Genomic DNA, 16,841 nt, shown 5'->3' with positions numbered 1-16,841 from the left:
GGAGCGTTGCTCCCGGCCTTTGTTCACTACTCCACGACCGTGATGATCCGGCGGCGCCGGGCCATTCGATACGCGATCACACCGGCGAGCAGCAGCGCCACGCCACCGCCGGCGAGCAGGCCGGTCGGCGCCCCGGTGATCGGCAGCGCCTCACCGGCGCCCTCGCCGCCGGAGGTCAGCTTCACCGTGAGGGCCGCCGTGTCGTTGCCGTTCTTCGAGTCCTGTACACCGCCGTCGACAATGACCGTCCCCGGCGCGTGCTCACCCTCGCTGATCTCGCCGGTGAAGGTGAAGAGCGCCTTGGCGTTCTTGGCCAGGCCGTCCATCACGCATACATAGTCCCGGCCGGTCAGCGACTCGGGGTCGACGAGGTCGTCGAGCGAGGTGCCGGCCATGCACATGTCGTCGATCTTGCTCAGCGTGACGCCGCCCGGAATCGTGACGTGCACGTACGGGATGTACTGCAGGCTCGGCGGAACCGTTCCGGTCGGGCCGAGGTTCTGCACGCCGACGTCGACCGACACGGTCTGGCCGGCGCTGCCCTCGAAGACGCCACCGATAGCCTTGCTGTCCGCGGACGACTTCGGCACCGCCACCGTGAAGTCGGCGATGTTGTCGTCCGGGTTGAGGTCGTCGATCCCGTCCGGTTCGTCGGCTGACGCCGTGGGCACCGACTGGAGCTTCAGCTCCGCGCCGGCCGCATTCGCGATTTTCCGCGCGAAGTCGTCGAGGTAATCGCCGCTCAGGCCGACTGCGCCGACCAGGACCGGGTACTCGTACGGGCCGGGCGCGTCAGACTTCACCGTGATCCGCAGCGGGGCGGCCTCGGGCAGGGTGAACGTGCCACCGCCCGCCAGCGGCTCGTCGATGACGCAGATGATGCCGCCGAGTTCCTCGTCGTCGAGGCAGTTGCGGTAGTTCAGCGCCGGGACCACGTCGGAGTACGGCGAGATGACGAACAGGCCGACCGCCTCGACGTCCCGGTTGCCGGTGTTGCGTACCTCGAACGGCACGTCCGCGGACTTGCCGCGGCCGACCTTCAGATCCTTTATGTCGCCGAGCTCGAGGTCGACGCCGCCCTTGTCGGTCTGCACCACGGCGATCGAGGACCCGAAGCCCGGCAGGTCACCGGCTCGGACGGAGACCGGAATGGTCGTCGCCGGCCCGGCCGCGGCCACCGGCTTGATCGAGAACGCGAGGGTGCGCCTCTCACCCGGCTTGAAGTCACCCAGGTCGCAGGTGGTCTTGTCGCAGCCTTCCGGCGGAGTGAACCCGAGGTCCGCGCCGATCGGCTTGGCCTTGTCGCCGAAGCTGACGACGACGTCCTTCGCCGCGATGTCGGTCACGTTGTAGACGTCGACCTTGACGGTTTTCGACTGCCCGCTGATCACGGTGACCGTCTCCGGGCCGATCACCGCTACGTAGGGGAAGTCCTCCTCCTCGGCCGCCTGCGCGGGCAGGGCCAGACCGGTGACGGCCAGGCCACTGACCACTGCGGGCAGGGCGAAACGACGAAACAGAGTACGCAGACGCATGGTCACCGAATTCAGAGATCAACGGCGGGAAGTCCGAGGATCTTAAAGGCGACCAGTGAGGAAGAGGCAACCTCTCCGATGAAGGAGAGACGAAAACTAGACGTCGGCGAAGCGGGGCCCGTCGTCGGGCAGCGCCGGCACCTCGCCACGCAGCGCACCGCGCCGGGCGAACTCGCGCAGCCCGGCGATCTGCCGCTCACCGAGCGAGAAGTCCAGCGCCCGGAAGTAATTCGCAAGGGTGGCCGCGTCGAACGGCTCCCACCGGGCACCGGCCTCGGCCACCTCGTCCAGCTCCTTGAGAGCCAGGTCACGTGACCGCTGGAACGCCTCGTGCACGTCCTTGACCAGGCCCGGGTGCGCGGCCGCGAAGTCCTTACGGACCGCCCAGACGGCGAACACCATCGGCAGCCCGGTCCACTCCTTCCACGCGTCGGCCAGGTCGATCACCTGGAGGCCGAGGGCGGGCGCTTCGTACATCGCACGCAGGGCCGGGTCGCCGATCAGTACACCGGCGTCGGCCTCCATCAGCATCTGCGACAGGTCGGGCGGGCAACGGAAGTATTCGGGCTCGACCCCGTACCTCTCGGCCAGAAGCATCTGCGCGAGCAGAACGCCGGTCCGCGAGGTGGAACCGAGCGCGACCGGCCGTCCGTCGAGCTCGGCCGGAGGCCGGGTGGAGACCAGATTGACCGAGAGCACCGGCCCGTCGCTGCCGACCGCCAGGTCGGGTAGCAGGAGCAGCTCGTCGGCGTGCCGCAAATATTCGACGAGGGTGATCGGCCCGATGTCCAGATCACCGGCGACCAGCGCGGCACTGAGCCGTTCCGGGGTGTCCTTGTGCAGATCGACATCGAGGAGGGCGCCCGAACGCATCAGCCCCCAGTAGATCGGGAGGCAGTTCAGGAACTGGATGTGCCCGACCCGGGGCCGACGGACGCTGTCGCTCATGCTGCGACGTTATCCCTGATCTCGCTGCGACCGCTGGTCGCCGGGGTGGCGGGTGGCTCAGATCGCACCAGCGGCAGGCAGGCCAGCGCGGCCAGGATCCCGGCTGCTCCGGCGCCCGCGACCAGGATCCGGGGCTCGAAGGCCTCGGCGAGCGGGCCGGCCACGAGCAGTCCGGTCAGCCCGGCGCCCTGGACGGCCGCGGTGGTCACGGCGAAGGCACGGCCGTGCGCCGCCGACAGCACCCGGCTCGCGATCAGCACGGTGGTGCAGATGCTGAGAGCGCCGTTCGAGGCGCCGCCGACGATCCAGAGCGGGATCAGCCAGCCGGCAGACCACGGCAGCGACCGCCACGGTCATCACGGTGAGGACGCGGTCGTCGCGCAGCCGGAAAGGCACGGCCGGCGGCCTTTCGCCCCAGTCGGTGCGCCTCTACGCGTACGAATGAGAAGTCCGATTCCGACCAGCGCGAGATAGCTCGCTGCAGCGAGCGTGAGTGGCAGTTCCGGTCCGGCCTGGCCGAGCAGGGTCCCGGCGAGGGCAGGTGCCGCGAGCATCCCGATCTGCCCGGCGGTCTGCACGAGGCCGCTCGCCCGCGCCAGATCGGCCTCACGCACCATGCCCGGCACGAGCGCGGCGAAGGTCGGCTGGGTGACCGCGACGCCGCACGCGAGCAGCGCCACCGACGCGATGATCAAAACCGGCTGGGTGGTGAAGATCAGCGCCGCGCAGAGCGCGGCCTGGGCGAGACCAGCGAGGACCAGGAGGGTACGACTGTCCGCACGGTCGACAAGACGCCCGGTGAGCGGGGCCAACACTGCGATCGGGAGGCTCGCCGCCAGGAGCAGCCCGGAGACGGATGTGAAGGACCCATCAGCTGCGACGCCTTGCGCCACTGCTGCGTCTCCTGCGGCTGACGCTCCGTCCACTCGCGGATGCGGTCCTTGTCGCGGGCCAGGTAGAGCTCGACGAGCGCCCGCTCCGCCGCGAACGACTCGGGATGCTCGGCGTCGGCGTCGGCGTCGAACATGAGGTTGGCGGCCTTGCTGCGCCACCGCCGCTCCCGGCCGTCGCCCTGGCCCGGCCCACTCGGTCGCCGTCATCGCGGCCCCGGTCCCACAGGCTGGCCGGTGATCTCAGCGATGATGTCGAAGTCCTTGTCGAGATGCAGCACGGTGGGCCCGGATCGCTCGGCAACCGCAGCGACCAGCAGGTCGGGAACGGACGGCGCCCGATGCCGGCCCTGATCCGCCAGGAGCGTCTGCACCTCGACGGCACGCTGCTCGGCGGCGGGAGTCATGAACTCGATCGGCATCAGGGAGAGCGGCGGCTGACTGGAGTGCCTGCGATGGTCGGGACCCGACCGCGCCGAAAAACCGACCTCGAGCAACGTCGGGGTGGTTATCCGGACCAGGCCTCGGTCATCAACTCCTCGTCGGCGAGTCCTGCGTACTCGCTTTCGAAGCGCACCAGGTCGGCCATGGTCACCTTGCGGTTCTCCTGGGGGAATGCCCGCGCCAAGGTTCGTCGCAGGACCTCGCTGCGGGACAGACCAAGGCGCCTGGCCTCGGCGTCCAGGGCAGCCACCACTTCGTCGGGAACGTCACGAATCAGTAGATCCATCTCCACACCCCCTTTGATATCTCAGGATATCTCGGCTGGCAGTCGCTAATTCGGTGGACAGACGGTTGTCTAGGCGTAGCGTGGAGGGCCGCTTGACGGCCGTGGTGAGCATGCACCGCAGCGGACGTCCCCGCGCCGCCGGCGGCCTACCTGTCCTGCGGATACGCGAGCAGCAGCCCTCGAAGCTTCTGGGGATGATCTGTGCCCACCGATCTGGATACCGAGCTCGCCACCGAACGTACCCATCTCATCGAGTCCCGGGCCGCGCTGCGCCGCATGCGTGACCGGGCGCAGTCGCTCTTCGCCGCCGGTGACAAGGTCGCCGGCGACGCCTACACCGCCGAGCAGCTGGGCCGGCACATGGCCCGGCGGGTCAAGGAGCTTGCCGACGACCCGGAGACGCCGCTCTTCTTCGGCCGGCTCGACATCGACGAGGCCGCCTATCACGTGGGGCGGCGGCACGTCACCGACGACCTCGGCGAGCCGCTGGTGCTCGACTGGCGTGCGCCGCTGTCCCGAAGCTTCTACCGGGCCAGCGTCCGTGACCCGCAGGGCGTCGCCGTCCGGCGCCGGTTCGGCTTCGTCAAAGGCGACCTGACCAGCTTCGAGGACGAGCACCTCGACCGCGGCGAGGAGCTCGGCACCAGCAGCCGGATCCTGACCGCTGAGATCGAGCGTCCACGTGTCGGGCCGATGCGGGACATCGTCGCCACCATCCAGCCGGAGCAGGACGAGCTGGTCCGCGCCGATCTCGGCGACTCGATCTGCGTGCAGGGCGCGCCCGGCACCGGCAAGACCGCGGTTGGCCTGCACCGCGCGGCATTCCTGCTCTACCTGCACCGGGAACGGTTGCGCCGCTCCGGCGTGCTGATCGTCGGGCCGAACACCGCGTTCCTGTCGTACATCTCGGCGGTCCTGCCGACCCTTGGCGAGGTCGAGGTTCAGCAGGCGACACTGGAAGAACTCATCGGTCGCGTGCCGGTCAAGGCGGTCGACCCGCCGCCGGCTGCGTTGATCAAACATGACGTACGCATGGCGGAGGTGCTCCGCAAAGCCCTGTGGGGCCGCCTGAGGAAGCCCACCGAGCCGATCATGGTGTCGGACGGCTCATACCGCTGGCGGATCGACACCGAGCCGCTGCGCCGGATCGTCGACGAGGCACGCCGCGACGGGCTGCCGTACGCGGTCGGGCGTGAACGTGTCCGGGCCCGCGTCGTCGGCCTGCTGCAACGCCAGTCGGAGTACCGCACCGGCAACTCACCCAACGAGACCTGGCTACGGAAAATGAGCAAGATCGGGCCGGTCACCGAGTTTCTCGAGGCGACCTGGCCGGCCGTCACCGCGGAGACACTTGTCGCGAGCGTGCTGACCGACCCGTCGATCGCCGGTGACCTGCTCACCGAGTCCGAACAGGACGCTATTCGCTGGGCCAAGCCGCCGAAGACCGCGAAGTCAGCGAAGTTCACCGCGGCCGATCTGGTGCTGCTCGACGAGGCCGCCGGGCTCCTCGACCGGGAGAACAGTTTCGGTCACGTGGTCGTTGACGAGGCTCAGGACATGTCACCCATGCAGGCCCGGGTGATCGCCCGGCGCAGCGAGCACGGCTCGATCACGCTGCTCGGCGATCTCGCGCAGGGCACGGCGCCGTGGGCTGCCACGGACTGGCGGGAGATCCTCGGGCACCTCGGCAAGCCGGACGCCGCCGTGGTGCCGCTGACCGTCGGGTTCCGCGTACCCGAAGCCGTTGTTTCGCTGGCAAATCGCCTGCTGCCGTGGCTCGGGGTGAACGTGCCGGAAGCGGTGTCGCTCCGCCGTGACGGCGACCTCGCGGTGATCCCCGTGCCGGACCCCGCGGACCTGGACGCCCGGACGCTTGCCGAGGTGACCGCCGCGCTCGGGCACGAGGGATCGGTATCGGTCATCGCCGCTGACGACGCGGTGGACCGGCTCCGTGGTCACCTCACCGCGGCGGGTATCGAGCACGCGACCCCCGACGAGACCGAGTCCGAGGCGCGCGTCACGGTGGTGCCCGCCACGCTTGTCAAAGGCCTTGAGTACGACCATGTCATCGTCCACGAGCCCGCCGCGATCGTGGCCGCCGAGCCGAAGGGGCTGAACCGCCTCTACGTGGTGCTCACCCGGGCCGTGACCCGGCTGTCGGTATTGCACGCCGAGCCACTGCCCGACGCCCTTAGGATCGATTGATGTCTCGTATCGGAGTGATGTTCGACCGCGACCGTGCCCCCGAGGAGTTGCCCGCCTTCGCCGTGGCGATGGAGGAAGCCGGAGTCGACGATCTCTGGCTGGTCGAAGACCTGGGCTGGGCCGGGTCGATCAGCGCGGCGGCTCTGGCCCTCGCCGCCACCTCCCGGATCCGCGTCGGCATCGGCATCGCACCGGCGCCGCTGCGCAATCCGGCGCTGTTCGCCATGGAGCTGGCGATGCTCGCCCGGGTCCACCCCGGTCGCATCGTCGCAGGTCTCGGTCACGGCGTCGCGGGCTGGATGCGCCAGGTCGGCGCCGAGCACAAGTCGAAACTCGCCCTTCTCGAAGAGAGCATCGTCGCGATCCGCGGCCTGCTGAGCGGCGAGACCGTGACGCTGCACGGCCGCGAGGTGTACATCGACGGAGTGGAACTCGTGCATCCGCCGGCCGTCGTGCCGCCGATCGTCACCGGCGTGGTCAAGCCGCTCTCACTGGCGCTCTCCGGCCGGGTCGCGGACGGGACGATCATCGCCGAGGGCAACGGTCCGGCACAGCTGAGCGAGTCCCTCGCGCACGTGCGCGAGGGCGGCGCCAAACCCGATCACGAGGCGATCGTCTTCGTGTTCCTGCACGTCAACGACGATTCGGCTGACGCCGAAAAGATCACAGGCGATTTGGTACGCGTCCAGTCCGAGTGGCTCGGCGTCGAACCGTCGGAGCTGTTCTCGCTGATCGGCCCGGCCGCGGAGACACCGGCCAAGGTTGAGGCGATCGCCGACGCGGGGATGAGCACGCTGGTGCTGCGACCCCTCGGCCCGGACCCGGTCGGCCAGGTGCGGGCCACGTTCGCAGCGCTGGGCCGCTGATTTCCCTCCCCTGAACGGGGAAACTCACTCGCCGAACAGGGTCGGCTCGGGTGACGATCCCGATGTGGACATCGTCGCCCAATGGGTACGAACTGCATGGACGAAACAGTCGCGCGGCGGGGAAGCGGCCGCGCGGCACACTGCGATGCCGATCGCGTTCCCGGTCCCGGAGGCCGGCACACCGATCCTGCACGAGATCGACATGGCCGAGTGGAACAACTTCGATCCCAGGTTCACGCTGCGGCGCGAATTGCCGGATCCGTCCCGGGTCTCGCTGCGCCCGGCCGGTCGGCTGCTGAGTGTGGAACTCGTCCCCGAGCCGGGCATGAACCCGTTCCGGTGGTACCGCGGGTCGATGGTGCTGCTCGCGCCCGGGCAGTGGTTGCGCTGGCAGATCAACTATCGGATCGCACACCTGCGTGACGGCGAGTGGAGCTACCGCCTCGACACTCTGAATCTCGCATATGGAGCCATCGGCGTCTTCGGTGGCACACCGTCACGTTTCCTGGACGAGCGAACCCACCTGTACTAGAGCGGCTTCACCCAGCCCTGTACTAGAGCGGCTTCACCCAGCGGGACCATTCGTCCTGCCGGCGATAGCCGTGTGCGGCCCAGATGCCGTGCGCCTTCGTGTTGTGGTCGAGCACCATGGCGTCGGCACGGGTGCCACCCAACTCGCGGAACCGCTGCTCGGCGGCCTCGATCAGCCGCCCACCGATGCCCTCTCTGCGGTGCGCGGGCGCGACCGCGAGCCGGTAGAGATGACAGCGCCAGCCGTCCCATCCGGCGACGATGGTGCCGACGACCAACTCGCCGACAACCGCGACGATCAGCGCGGCCGGGTCACGGTCGACGAGAGCCTCGACTGCGGCGGGCGTGTCGACGGGGCGGACGTCGTTCTCCGCGGCTTCCTGCCAAAACGCCAGGACCTGGGACAACTCGTCGCGACGCACCGGCCTCAAGATCATGACCGCCATGATAGTTACGTCGGCGGCCACGGCATCGGTTCACGTGAGCCGGAACAACGACAGTTTCATTCTTAGCGGAGCATGTAAATGCGACCATGCGGAACATGACCGTTCCAGCGCCGGGCGTGCCTACCTGGGTGGATCTGGCCACCGCCGACCTGGGAGACGCGACCCGTTTCTACACCGAGATGTTCGGCTGGACCGCTGAGGTCTCCGGCGACGACTTCGGTGGATACACGACGTTCCTGCTCAACGGCCTGCAGGTGGCCGGGGCGGGGCCGCTCTTCGGCGAGGGCCAGCAGACCGCCTGGAGCACGTACTTCGCCGCCGACGACGCCGACGTGGTGGCCGCCCGGGTGGAGGCGGTCGGGGGGAAAGTGCTTGTCGCCCCGTTCGACGTGATGGATCAGGGCCGGATGGCCGCGTTCCTCGACCCGGCCGGGGCGCCGTTCAGCGTCTGGGAGCCGGGGTCGATGCGAGGCGCCGAGATCTTCAACGCGCCGGGCGCCCTGACCTGGAACGAGTTGAACACCCGGGACTTGGACGGCGCGAAGAACTTCTACGGCATGGTTTTCGACTGGCAGTACCAGGACGCCAGCATCGGCGGGTTGCCGTACGCACTGTGCCAGCTCAACCAGCAGCCGGTCGCCGGTGTCCAGCTGATGGCCGGCGCCGGGTGGCCCGACGATCTGCTGCCGCACTGGCTGGTCTATTTCGCGGTGGGCGACTGCGACGCCGCGGCCGAGCACGCAAGCCGGCTCGGCGGCCGGATCGTGCACCAGCCCACCAGAATCGCCGCAGGCCGGTACGCCCTACTGGAAGACCCGCAGGGCGGCAGCTTCGCCGTCCTGGCCCCGTAAGGCCCCGCCGAGACGCTCAGGCGAGGAGCTGGGGGATCTTGGCGTACAGCTGCTCGGTGAACGTCATCATCTCGCGCAGCATCCAGTTGCCGGTAAGTAGCAGGACGAGCCCGATCGCGATCGCTTTCGGGACGAAGGAGAGCGTCGCCTCCTGGATCTGGGTCACCGACTGGAACAGCGAGATCACGAAGCCGACCCCGAGCGCGGTCAGCAGCACCGGTGCCGCCAGCTTCGCCGAGATAGTCATGGCCTGGAACGCTAATTCCACCACCATCGTGTCCGTCATAACGAACTGTTCGGGCGAATCAAGGGCTTTTCAAGTGCTAAACGGTTGCATTCGGGTTGCCGCGGACCGCCACGACGAGTGGGCCGTGCTCACCGTCGATGACCCGTACGCGTACCCGGTAGTGCTCGGCCAGGTTCTGTTCGGTCAGCACCTCGGCGGGTGTGCCTGCGGCGACCACACGACCGCCGGCCAGCAGGATCATCCGGTCGGCGTACTCCCCCGCGGTCGACAGGTCGTGCATGGTCGCCAGCACGGTGAGGCCGCGTTCGGCGCGCAGCCGGTCGACGAGTTCGAGGACTTCCTGCTGGTGGCCGATGTCGAGGGCGCTTGTCGGCTCGTCCAGCAGCAGGATGCCGGCGCCCTGGGTCAGCGCGCGGGCCAGGAATACCCGCTGCCGCTCGCCTCCGGACAGCGTGTCGAGGCGGCGCCCGGCGAACGGCTCCAGGTCGAGCGCGGCCAGGACCTCGTCGACCACGGCCAGGTCCGAGGCCGATTCACGGCCCAGCGGCGGAATGTACGGGGTACGCCCGAGCAGCACGTAGTCGTAGACCCCCATGGCCGGCGGGACCACTGGCGACTGCATCACGGTGGCGATCGCCTTGGCGCGTTCCCGGCGTGGCAGCCGATCGATCGGCGTGCCGTGCCAGCGGATCTCCCCGTCGTGCGGCAGCAGTCCGCCGATCGCCCGCAGCGCCGTGGACTTGCCGGCGCCGTTGGGTCCGATAACGGTCACCCACTCACCCTCGGCGACCTCGAGGTCCACCCCGTCGACGATCAGGGTGCCGTCCAGCCGGACCGTCAGGCCCCGCACGGTGATCGCGCCGGTCATCCGGGCCCCATCATGTCGGCATCGACTTCATCGTGCGCATCACCAGCACGAAGAAGGGCGCGCCGAGGAACGCGGTGACCACACCGATCGGGATCTCCGCGTCGCCGGCGACGGTCCGGGCCAGCAGGTCGGTCAGGGTGAGGAACGCGGCGCCGAACAGCACCGACAGCGGCAGCAGCGACCGGTAACTCGGGCCGGTCAGCAACCGGATCGTGTGCGGCACGATGATCCCGACGAACCCGATCAGCCCGGAGACGGACACCGCCGCCGCGGTACCGAGCGACGCCGCGATGATCAACAAGTACCGGCTGCGCTGCGGATGCAGCCCGAGACTTGCCGCCTCCGCGTCACCGACCGTCAGAACGTCCAGCTCACGGCGCTGGGCCAGCACGATCACGCCGGTCACCACGGCGTACGGAAGGATCACCAGCACGTCGTGCCACCCGGCGGTGGACAGCCGGCCGAGCAGCCACGAGTACACCTGTTGCAACGACTCGACGTGCCGCTGCAACAGGTAGGTCTGCGCCGCCGACAGGAAGGCCGACACCGCGACCCCGGCCAGGATCAGCGCGGCCGGCGATCGATCCCGGCTGCCGGCCGCGCCGAGCAACCAGGTGAGAGCCACCGCGATCACCGCACCGGCAAAAGCAGCCAAGGGTACGCCCACCGGCAGCTCAGTGGCGCCGCTGGCACCGAGCACGATCACCGCTGTCACGCCGAGCCCCGCGCCGGCCGCCACCCCGAGCAGGTGCGGGTCGGCCAGCGGATTGCGGAAGGCGCCTTGATAGGCGGCGCCGGCCAGGGCCAGCATCGCGCCGACCAGCAGACCCAGCACGACTCGGGGCAGCCGCAACTGCATCAGGATTGCGACTTCACGTTCGCTGAGGCCGCTGTTCACGCGTACCCAGGGAAGTTGATTGAAGATCTCCACCGCGACGCTTGCGGGAGGCAGCCGGGCGGAGCCGAAAGCGAGGCCGGCCAGCATCGCGACCAGCACCGACAGCACCCCCGCGACCAGCCACGCAGGCCGCAGCCCGGCTGGCCGCAGCTCAGCAGGCCGCAGTCCGGCAGGCCGCGCCACGACGCGGCGATCGGTCACGCGGGAACCTTGCTCACCGCGTCGGCGACAGCCTGGACAAGATCGACGGTACGCGGACCCCAGCGCGACGCGATGTCGTCGTCGAGGCCGTAGATCTGACCCGTCTCGACGGCAGTGACCGCGGACCAGCCGGTCCGCGCTTTCACCGTCTCGGCGGACTGCTGGCAACACTTGGTGTCGGCCAGGAAGATCGTGTCCGGGTTCGCCTTGACCAGCGATTCCTGCGCGAGCTGCGGGTAACCGCCGAACGAGCCGTCCGGGTCGGCGGCGTCCGCCACGTTTGTCATGCCGAACCGGGTGAAGATCGAGCCGACAAACGTTTTCGAGGTGGCCGAGTACAGCTCCGGGCCGAGCTCGTAGAAGTAGGTGAGCGGCTTGGCACGTTCCGGAACCGATTTCACGATCTCGTCGATCTTGGCGGCCATGTCCGAGCCGACCTTGTCCGCCTCCGCCTGGTGGCCGGTGAGTGTCCCCAGGTCGCTGATCTGGTCGTACGTCTGGTCCAGAGTGGTCACGGCCGGCGCCACGAACGCCGGGATGGACAGCTTGCCGAGCTGCGCCACGATGTTCTCGAGGTCGTTGGAGAGCACCACCAGGTCCGGGTCTTTCGCCGCGATCGCCTCGGCGTTCGGTTTGAAGCCCGACAAATCGGTCTTGGGCGCGTCGGCCGGGTAGGTGGACTGGTCGTCGACTGCCGTGACCTGCGACCCGGCGCCGATCGCGAAGAGCATCTCGGTGGCGGTCGGGCTCAGCGAAACGATCTTCTCCGGCCGGGCGTCGAGGGTCACCGAGCCAACCGTGACCGGGTACGCCGCCGACGGGCTGGAGCTGGCCGGTGCCACCCTCGGATCCGCGGCCTGCTCGCCACCACATCCGGTTCCGGCGAAAAGCAGAGCGGTCGCGGCTATCGCGGTGCTGATCAGACGTCGTTGTCGCATGACCTGTTTCTTATCAGGGGCGACTGCCGGGTGGTTTGTCGGCCGTCAGGGACGGCTGGCCGGGTGCTTTTGTCGGCCGTCAGGGGCGACTGCCGGGTGGTTTGTCGGCCGTCAGGGACGGCTGTCGGGTGCTTTGTCGGTCGTGTCGGCGGCGACGACCCGGTCACCCGCGGCCGCGGCGTCCTCGTCACCGGCCAGCGCGGAACGCAGCCGGTCCTTTTCCGCCGTGCGCTTCGCGGAGATCGAGCCGAGCTGCTCGGCCATCTCGTCACGCCACTTGCGCAGCAGCAGGAACGAGAGCCCAGCCGACGCGACGAACGCGACCATCGCTTTGACCAGGATGTTCAGCGGGGTGGGTGACAGCGCGACGAAGACGATCACGAACAGGCCGATCCGGCCGAACGTGTATTTGATGGCGGGGCTCATCGTTATCTCTCCCTCAGCCGGACCGCTGGCTGAGCCAGCGGAGGCCGTAGAACCAGATCAGGCAGTACAGAACCGTACCGGTGGCTGCTCCGGCCACGCCGCTGACCAGTGCCGGTGCCACTGAAGAGACAAGACCGGCCACCGACATCCCGGCCGCGACACCGAAACCGCCGGCGAGAGCGGCGACGATCACCCGGTCCGCCCCGAAGCCCTCGGACCGGAACTCCTCGACGAAGAGCCAGACCGGCAGGATCAGGACGAGCCAGCCGTTGGACGCGCCGAACTCGCCGAGGCCGGTCAGCGCCATCACCGCCTCGAAGATCAGCAGCACCACGAGGCCGACCGCGAGCCCGGCGAACGCCGCGCCCAGCAGGTCGTTGATGGTCGCGAGCCGGCCGTCGGCGTCACGGCGCAGCCCTGGCACGTTTCTCTGCTGAGTCATCGTGGGCTGCCCGTCAGGCCCAGACCTGTTGCGGTTCGCTGCGCCGCTCGGCGTACGAAATGGGCTTGTCGTGCTCTTTGACGATCTCGAAGCGGTCGTCTCGCTCGACCGGCTGGAAGCCGGCGTCCCAGATCAGGTCGAGCAGCTCGTCGCGGCCGGTCTCGTCCTTTTTCTCTGGTGCTGCGTTTTCGTCTTCCGGGGTGGCGCTTGCCAGGTCGTCGGCGCCGAAGTTCAGCGCGAGCTGGGCGACGGACAGGCCGTGGGAGTCCCAGAGGGCGGTGAGGTGCGGGACGTTGTCGAGGAGCAGGCGGGCGACGGCGAACGCCTTCAGCGACTCGGCCGGCATCGCCGACTCGTGGCGCACCGGGGCGAAGGTGTGCAAGCCGCCGGTCTCGTCCTGACGCGCGCGCAGGCGCAGCACGTCGTCTACCACGTTTGGCAGCGCGGCCGCCGACTCACCAAGTACGTTCGGGTGGTCGTTCAGGGTGAACGTCACTCGGTCACCGGTCAGCTCGGTGCGGCGGTGATGGGCCAGCCGGCCGAGCCAGACCAGATCGTCCGACTCGTGGAGCGCGATGCCGTCCTCACGGGTCAGCCGTTCGCCGGCGTAGACCTTCGCCTCGAGTTCGCGTTTGAGCCCGGCGTCCATGTGCGCCCCTTTCGTCAACCTCGTGGTCGAGGGTACGTGCCGGGTCCGACAACAAGTACGGGACGTGCGCGGCCGTTACCTCCGGCACCTGCGATGATCTTCACGGACACCGGAAAGTCGAAATTCTCTCAGCGTGTTTTCACCTTCTTTCGATCGACACCGGTCCTCGCCCTGGGGTATGAACCTTAAGGAACGACTAGCGCGGTCTAGGTCCGCGCGGACGGGGAGCTCATGTCCAAGGCTGTGCGGTACGGATCGTCACGCTTCGTACCTTGGCGTCTCCGTCCGTTCGTGTACCCGGCGGCGGTGCTGGCGGCGATCGCCGCGCTGTTCCAGCCGATCCCCGCGATGGCCGCGCCGACCGACCCCGCACCTGCCACCCCGGTCTCGATCCCCGACAGCGGGTCCCGCCCGACGCAGCTCGGATCTCTCGTTCTCCCCGGCGCACCGGCCTCCACCACCACGACCGTTCCGGCGACCTCGATCACCGGCATCGCGACCAGCCCCATCGTCGCCAAGGTGGAGAAAGGCCGCGCGGAGATCGCCACTCTCGGCGACGAGCTGATCCGGGTCGGCCAGGACCGCGACATCGTGCAGAACCAGGTCACCACCGCGGATCAGAAAGTGCTGGCCGCGCAGGAGTCACTCCGGTCGGCGCAGACTGCCGCCGTCGAGGCCGCTGACGCCGCGGTCCTCGATGCGGCCGCGCTCCCGCCCGGCGCCACCGGTTCCGGCCTGATCGACCTCGAGTCGCTGGCTCGGCTCCAGCGCGGTGACGACACCGTGCACCAGGCAGCCGCCCGCCGCCTCGACTCGGCGCAGACCGCCGCGCAGCTCGCGCTGGACGAGCAGACCGTCTCCGGCGCCAAATACGAGCAGCTCAACGGCGAGTGGACGAAACTGAGCGCCCAGCTCACCAAGAAACAGGCCGCCCAGCAGAAACTCGAGCTGGACAACGCGGCCGAGCTGAGCGCCGCCGAGACCGTTCAGAACGCGGCTGACCAGGCTCTCGGCAACGACTACCTCGCCGGGACTGAAGCCGGTCGCAGCGCCGACGCCCGGGCCATCAAGGCGCTCGAGTTCGCGCTAGCGCAGCGCGGCGACCCGTACGTGTGGTCCGAGGAGGGCCCGGATCAGTACGACTGCTCCGGCCTGATGTACGCGGCCTACCGCTCGTCCGGCGCGGGTTACCCGCTCGTCCGTGTGTCGCGCGACCAGTTCAACCAGACCCGCAACCGGACGGTCTCGCGGTACTCGTTGCTCCCCGGCGACCTTCTCTTCTTCAGCTCCTCCAACAGCTGGACCGGCATTCACCACGTCGCCATGTACGCGGGCGAGGGCATGATGGTGGAGGCGCCCCGCACGGGTCTGAACGTCCGGCTCACGCCGGTCCGGTGGAGCCGGCTCTTCGCGGCCACCCGGGTGTTCGGCTCGATCGAGGGTGACACCGAGGCCCCTGATCTGGGCGCTCCCGACCCGGACGAACCGGCCGGGACCACACCGACGTCACCGGCCGGGACCACGCCGACCTCGCCGTCGGCGTCGCCCACGAAGTCGGCGGTCCCGTCGACCACGCCGTCCAAGACGCCGTCGCCGTCGACGACACCCACGAAGACGACCTCGCCGTCGACATCGCCGACCAAGACGACGTCGCCCAGCACGCCGGTGACCACGACCACCCCGCCGCCCGCCACCTCGCCCAGTGCGCCGGCGACCACGACCACCCCGCCGCCCGCCACCTCACCGAGCGCGCCGGCGACCACGCCGGCACCGGCAGAGACGTCCTCGTCGCCGGCCGCGGTGGAGTCTTCGAGCAGCGCGGCTGAGTCCTCCGCGGCCGAGTCCTCCGCGGCGAGTGCGGACACGGAGTCGAATTCCCCTTCCGAGTCCACATCGTCCTCTGCCGAATAGTCAGATTTGAGTCGGTAAAAACTCCCGAAATTCCATCCGAAACGGCCATCAGCCCATCGGACACCCGGCGTCCGGCAAGCGAGCCTGATGCCGGGTGTGTTCACACCGGCTGATGTGGCACGGTTAAGGTCAGCGCGCGACGTCCGAACCGTCGGCAGCGGTGGTCGGGAGGACCCATGGAGGACCAGCAGGCGACCCGGGACGGCGAGCTCGGCACGCCGGCAGCCGCGCGGCCGCCGGCGCCCGACACCGAGGGGTACGCACCACCGCCTCCACCTGCGCCTGGAGCACTGTGGGCCTCGGGCTCGGCTCCTGTCTCCAGCCCGCCGGCGAGTGGCTCGGCGCCTGTCTCCAGCCCACCGGCGAGTGGCTCGGTTCCTGTCTCCAGCCCGTCGGCGAGTGGCTCGGCTCCTGTTTCCAGCCCACCGGTGAGTGGGTCGGCTTCGGTTTCGCGGCCTCCGGCTGCCGGCTCTGCGCCGGTGTCGGGGGTTCCTTTGTCCGGTGGGTCGGTTCGGCCGATTTCGGCTGTGCCCGCTGCCGGCGCCGCCCGCGCCACCGTGCCAGGCGCGATCCGGCCCGGCGACGGCGAGGTGCACTCGTCGGGGAAGCCGGCGGTTTACGGAGTTCCGCACCAGCCCAGCGACGAAGCCGAGTCCACGAGCACCGAGTCTCCCAACGGCTCGGCGCCTGCCGAGAACAGCGCGGCGGCCAAGGCTGCCGAGATCGAGACTGCCAAGCCTGTCAGCGGTTCCGCGTTCTTCGAGGCGAAGGTGGCGGAGTTCAAGGCTGCCGAGTCCTCCAACGGCTCTGCCTCGACCGATGTCAAACCAGCCGAGCCCGAAGCCGAGGCCGGCTCCGTCAAGACCGACGCCGCCGAGCCCGACTCCGCCAAGCTGGCTGACCCAGCAGATCCCGCTAACCCAGCAGATCCCGCTGACCCGATGGATCCCGGAGATCCCGCCGACCCGGGGGATCCAGCCGATCCCGCTGACCCGGCCAATCCCGCTGACCCAGCCGATCCCGCTGACCCGGGGGATCCGGCCGACCCTGCGGACCCGGCCGACCCTGCGGACCCCGCTGACCCGGTTGACCCCGCTGACCCGGTTGGCCCCGCGCCTGGGCCGCGGCCTGTTCCGGCGCGTCCTCAGCCTGCTGAGCCCGCACCCGAGCCCGGCCCGATCCGGCCGGAGCCGATCAGTCCGCCGCCGGTGCCGTTCCCGGAGCCGCCCGGACCGCTCCCGACGCCCACGCCGGAGCCG

19 protein-coding genes are annotated in these 16,841 nt (G+C 69.3%); 5 read left to right on the top strand and 14 right to left on the bottom strand.

Features of this window, described 5'->3' with window-relative positions; all coding sequences use genetic code 11:
* Positions 1-26 precede the first annotated feature (26 nt).
* From ACQP2E_RS01130 to vapB, 6 genes are all read right to left on the bottom strand, one after another.
* Entirely contained in the window at positions 27-1,535 is a 1,509-nt protein-coding gene (locus ACQP2E_RS01130; RefSeq protein WP_433828031.1) for a hypothetical protein, read from the bottom strand.
* A 96-nt stretch (positions 1,536-1,631) separates the two neighbouring features.
* Entirely contained in the window at positions 1,632-2,483 is an 852-nt protein-coding gene (locus ACQP2E_RS01125; protein ID WP_433828030.1) for a menaquinone biosynthetic enzyme MqnA/MqnD family protein, read from the bottom strand.
* Entirely contained in the window at positions 2,480-2,743 is a 264-nt protein-coding gene (locus ACQP2E_RS01120; protein ID WP_433828029.1) for a hypothetical protein, read from the bottom strand. Before ACQP2E_RS01120 ends, ACQP2E_RS01125 begins: the two co-directional genes overlap by 4 nt.
* A gap of 96 nt (positions 2,744-2,839) precedes the next feature.
* Positions 2,840-3,376 carry an MFS transporter gene (locus tag ACQP2E_RS01115; RefSeq protein ID WP_433828028.1) on the bottom strand — a complete coding sequence of 179 codons (537 nt, stop codon included), beginning with the start codon at positions 3,374-3,376 and terminating at the stop codon, positions 2,840-2,842.
* A 203-nt stretch (positions 3,377-3,579) separates the two neighbouring features.
* Positions 3,580-3,795, bottom strand: a complete 216-nt coding sequence (locus tag ACQP2E_RS01110; protein ID WP_433828027.1) for a hypothetical protein — start codon at positions 3,793-3,795, stop codon at positions 3,580-3,582.
* An 86-nt stretch (positions 3,796-3,881) separates the two neighbouring features.
* A complete protein-coding gene (gene vapB, locus ACQP2E_RS01105; protein ID WP_433828026.1) occupies positions 3,882-4,103 on the bottom strand; it encodes a type II toxin-antitoxin system VapB family antitoxin in 222 nt (73 codons plus the stop codon).
* A 201-nt stretch (positions 4,104-4,304) separates the two neighbouring features.
* Between vapB and ACQP2E_RS01100 the strand changes: the two genes are divergently transcribed.
* The 3 genes from ACQP2E_RS01100 to ACQP2E_RS01090 all read left to right on the top strand — a co-directional run bounded on the left by ACQP2E_RS01100 (position 4,305) and on the right by ACQP2E_RS01090 (position 7,706).
* The gene (locus tag ACQP2E_RS01100) at positions 4,305-6,308 is read left to right on the top strand and encodes a HelD family protein (RefSeq protein ID WP_433828025.1); all 2,004 of its coding nucleotides are present in this window, start codon (positions 4,305-4,307) and stop codon (positions 6,306-6,308) included.
* Positions 6,308-7,174, top strand: a complete 867-nt coding sequence (locus tag ACQP2E_RS01095; protein WP_433828024.1) for an LLM class flavin-dependent oxidoreductase — start codon at positions 6,308-6,310, stop codon at positions 7,172-7,174. Before ACQP2E_RS01100 ends, ACQP2E_RS01095 begins: the two co-directional genes overlap by 1 nt.
* Positions 7,175-7,238: 64 nt before the next feature.
* On the top strand, positions 7,239-7,706 hold the full coding sequence (locus ACQP2E_RS01090) for a hypothetical protein (protein WP_433828023.1): 468 nt from the start codon (positions 7,239-7,241) through the stop codon (positions 7,704-7,706).
* Positions 7,707-7,728: 22 nt separating this feature from the next.
* Here ACQP2E_RS01090 and ACQP2E_RS01085 read toward each other — a convergent pair whose 3' ends face one another.
* The gene (locus ACQP2E_RS01085) at positions 7,729-8,142 is read right to left on the bottom strand and encodes a GNAT family N-acetyltransferase (RefSeq protein WP_433828022.1); all 414 of its coding nucleotides are present in this window, start codon (positions 8,140-8,142) and stop codon (positions 7,729-7,731) included.
* A gap of 104 nt (positions 8,143-8,246) precedes the next feature.
* On the opposite strand from ACQP2E_RS01085, the gene ACQP2E_RS01080 reads away from it, so the two are divergent.
* Entirely contained in the window at positions 8,247-9,002 is a 756-nt protein-coding gene (locus ACQP2E_RS01080; RefSeq protein WP_433828021.1) for a VOC family protein, read from the top strand.
* A 16-nt stretch (positions 9,003-9,018) separates the two neighbouring features.
* Here the strand turns inward: ACQP2E_RS01080 and ACQP2E_RS01075 are convergent, their stop codons facing one another.
* The 7 genes from ACQP2E_RS01075 to ACQP2E_RS01045 form a co-directional block, all read right to left on the bottom strand.
* Positions 9,019-9,249 (bottom strand): flagellar biosynthetic protein FliQ, encoded by a 231-nt coding sequence (locus ACQP2E_RS01075; protein WP_433828020.1) that lies wholly within the window; start codon positions 9,247-9,249, stop codon positions 9,019-9,021.
* A 76-nt stretch (positions 9,250-9,325) separates the two neighbouring features.
* Positions 9,326-10,117 (bottom strand): ABC transporter ATP-binding protein, encoded by a 792-nt coding sequence (locus ACQP2E_RS01070; RefSeq protein ID WP_433828019.1) that lies wholly within the window; start codon positions 10,115-10,117, stop codon positions 9,326-9,328.
* Between the two features lie 10 nt (positions 10,118-10,127).
* Positions 10,128-11,216 (bottom strand): FecCD family ABC transporter permease, encoded by a 1,089-nt coding sequence (locus ACQP2E_RS01065; RefSeq protein ID WP_433828018.1) that lies wholly within the window; start codon positions 11,214-11,216, stop codon positions 10,128-10,130.
* A complete protein-coding gene (locus ACQP2E_RS01060; protein WP_433828017.1) occupies positions 11,213-12,154 on the bottom strand; it encodes an ABC transporter substrate-binding protein in 942 nt (313 codons plus the stop codon). The genes ACQP2E_RS01065 and ACQP2E_RS01060 overlap by 4 nt, the downstream gene beginning before the upstream one ends.
* 111 nt (positions 12,155-12,265) lie before the next feature.
* On the bottom strand, positions 12,266-12,580 hold the full coding sequence (locus tag ACQP2E_RS01055) for a DUF4229 domain-containing protein (protein ID WP_433828016.1): 315 nt from the start codon (positions 12,578-12,580) through the stop codon (positions 12,266-12,268).
* Between the two features lie 13 nt (positions 12,581-12,593).
* A complete protein-coding gene (locus ACQP2E_RS01050; protein WP_433828015.1) occupies positions 12,594-13,022 on the bottom strand; it encodes a hypothetical protein in 429 nt (142 codons plus the stop codon).
* A gap of 13 nt (positions 13,023-13,035) precedes the next feature.
* Positions 13,036-13,671, bottom strand: coding sequence for a hypothetical protein (locus ACQP2E_RS01045; RefSeq protein WP_433828014.1), 636 nt, complete (start codon positions 13,669-13,671; stop codon positions 13,036-13,038).
* A gap of 231 nt (positions 13,672-13,902) precedes the next feature.
* Here ACQP2E_RS01045 and ACQP2E_RS01040 point away from each other — a divergent pair, with 231 nt between their 5' ends.
* Positions 13,903-15,582, top strand: a complete 1,680-nt coding sequence (locus ACQP2E_RS01040; protein ID WP_433828013.1) for a C40 family peptidase — start codon at positions 13,903-13,905, stop codon at positions 15,580-15,582.
* Positions 15,583-16,841: the final 1,259 nt, after the last annotated feature.

It is taken from the genome of Actinoplanes sp. CA-015351 (assembly GCF_050955685.1).
GTDB lineage: Bacteria > Actinomycetota > Actinomycetes > Mycobacteriales > Micromonosporaceae > Actinoplanes.
Note: the sequence above shows the minus strand (reverse complement) of the source record. Positions and strands in the feature narration are given on the sequence as shown.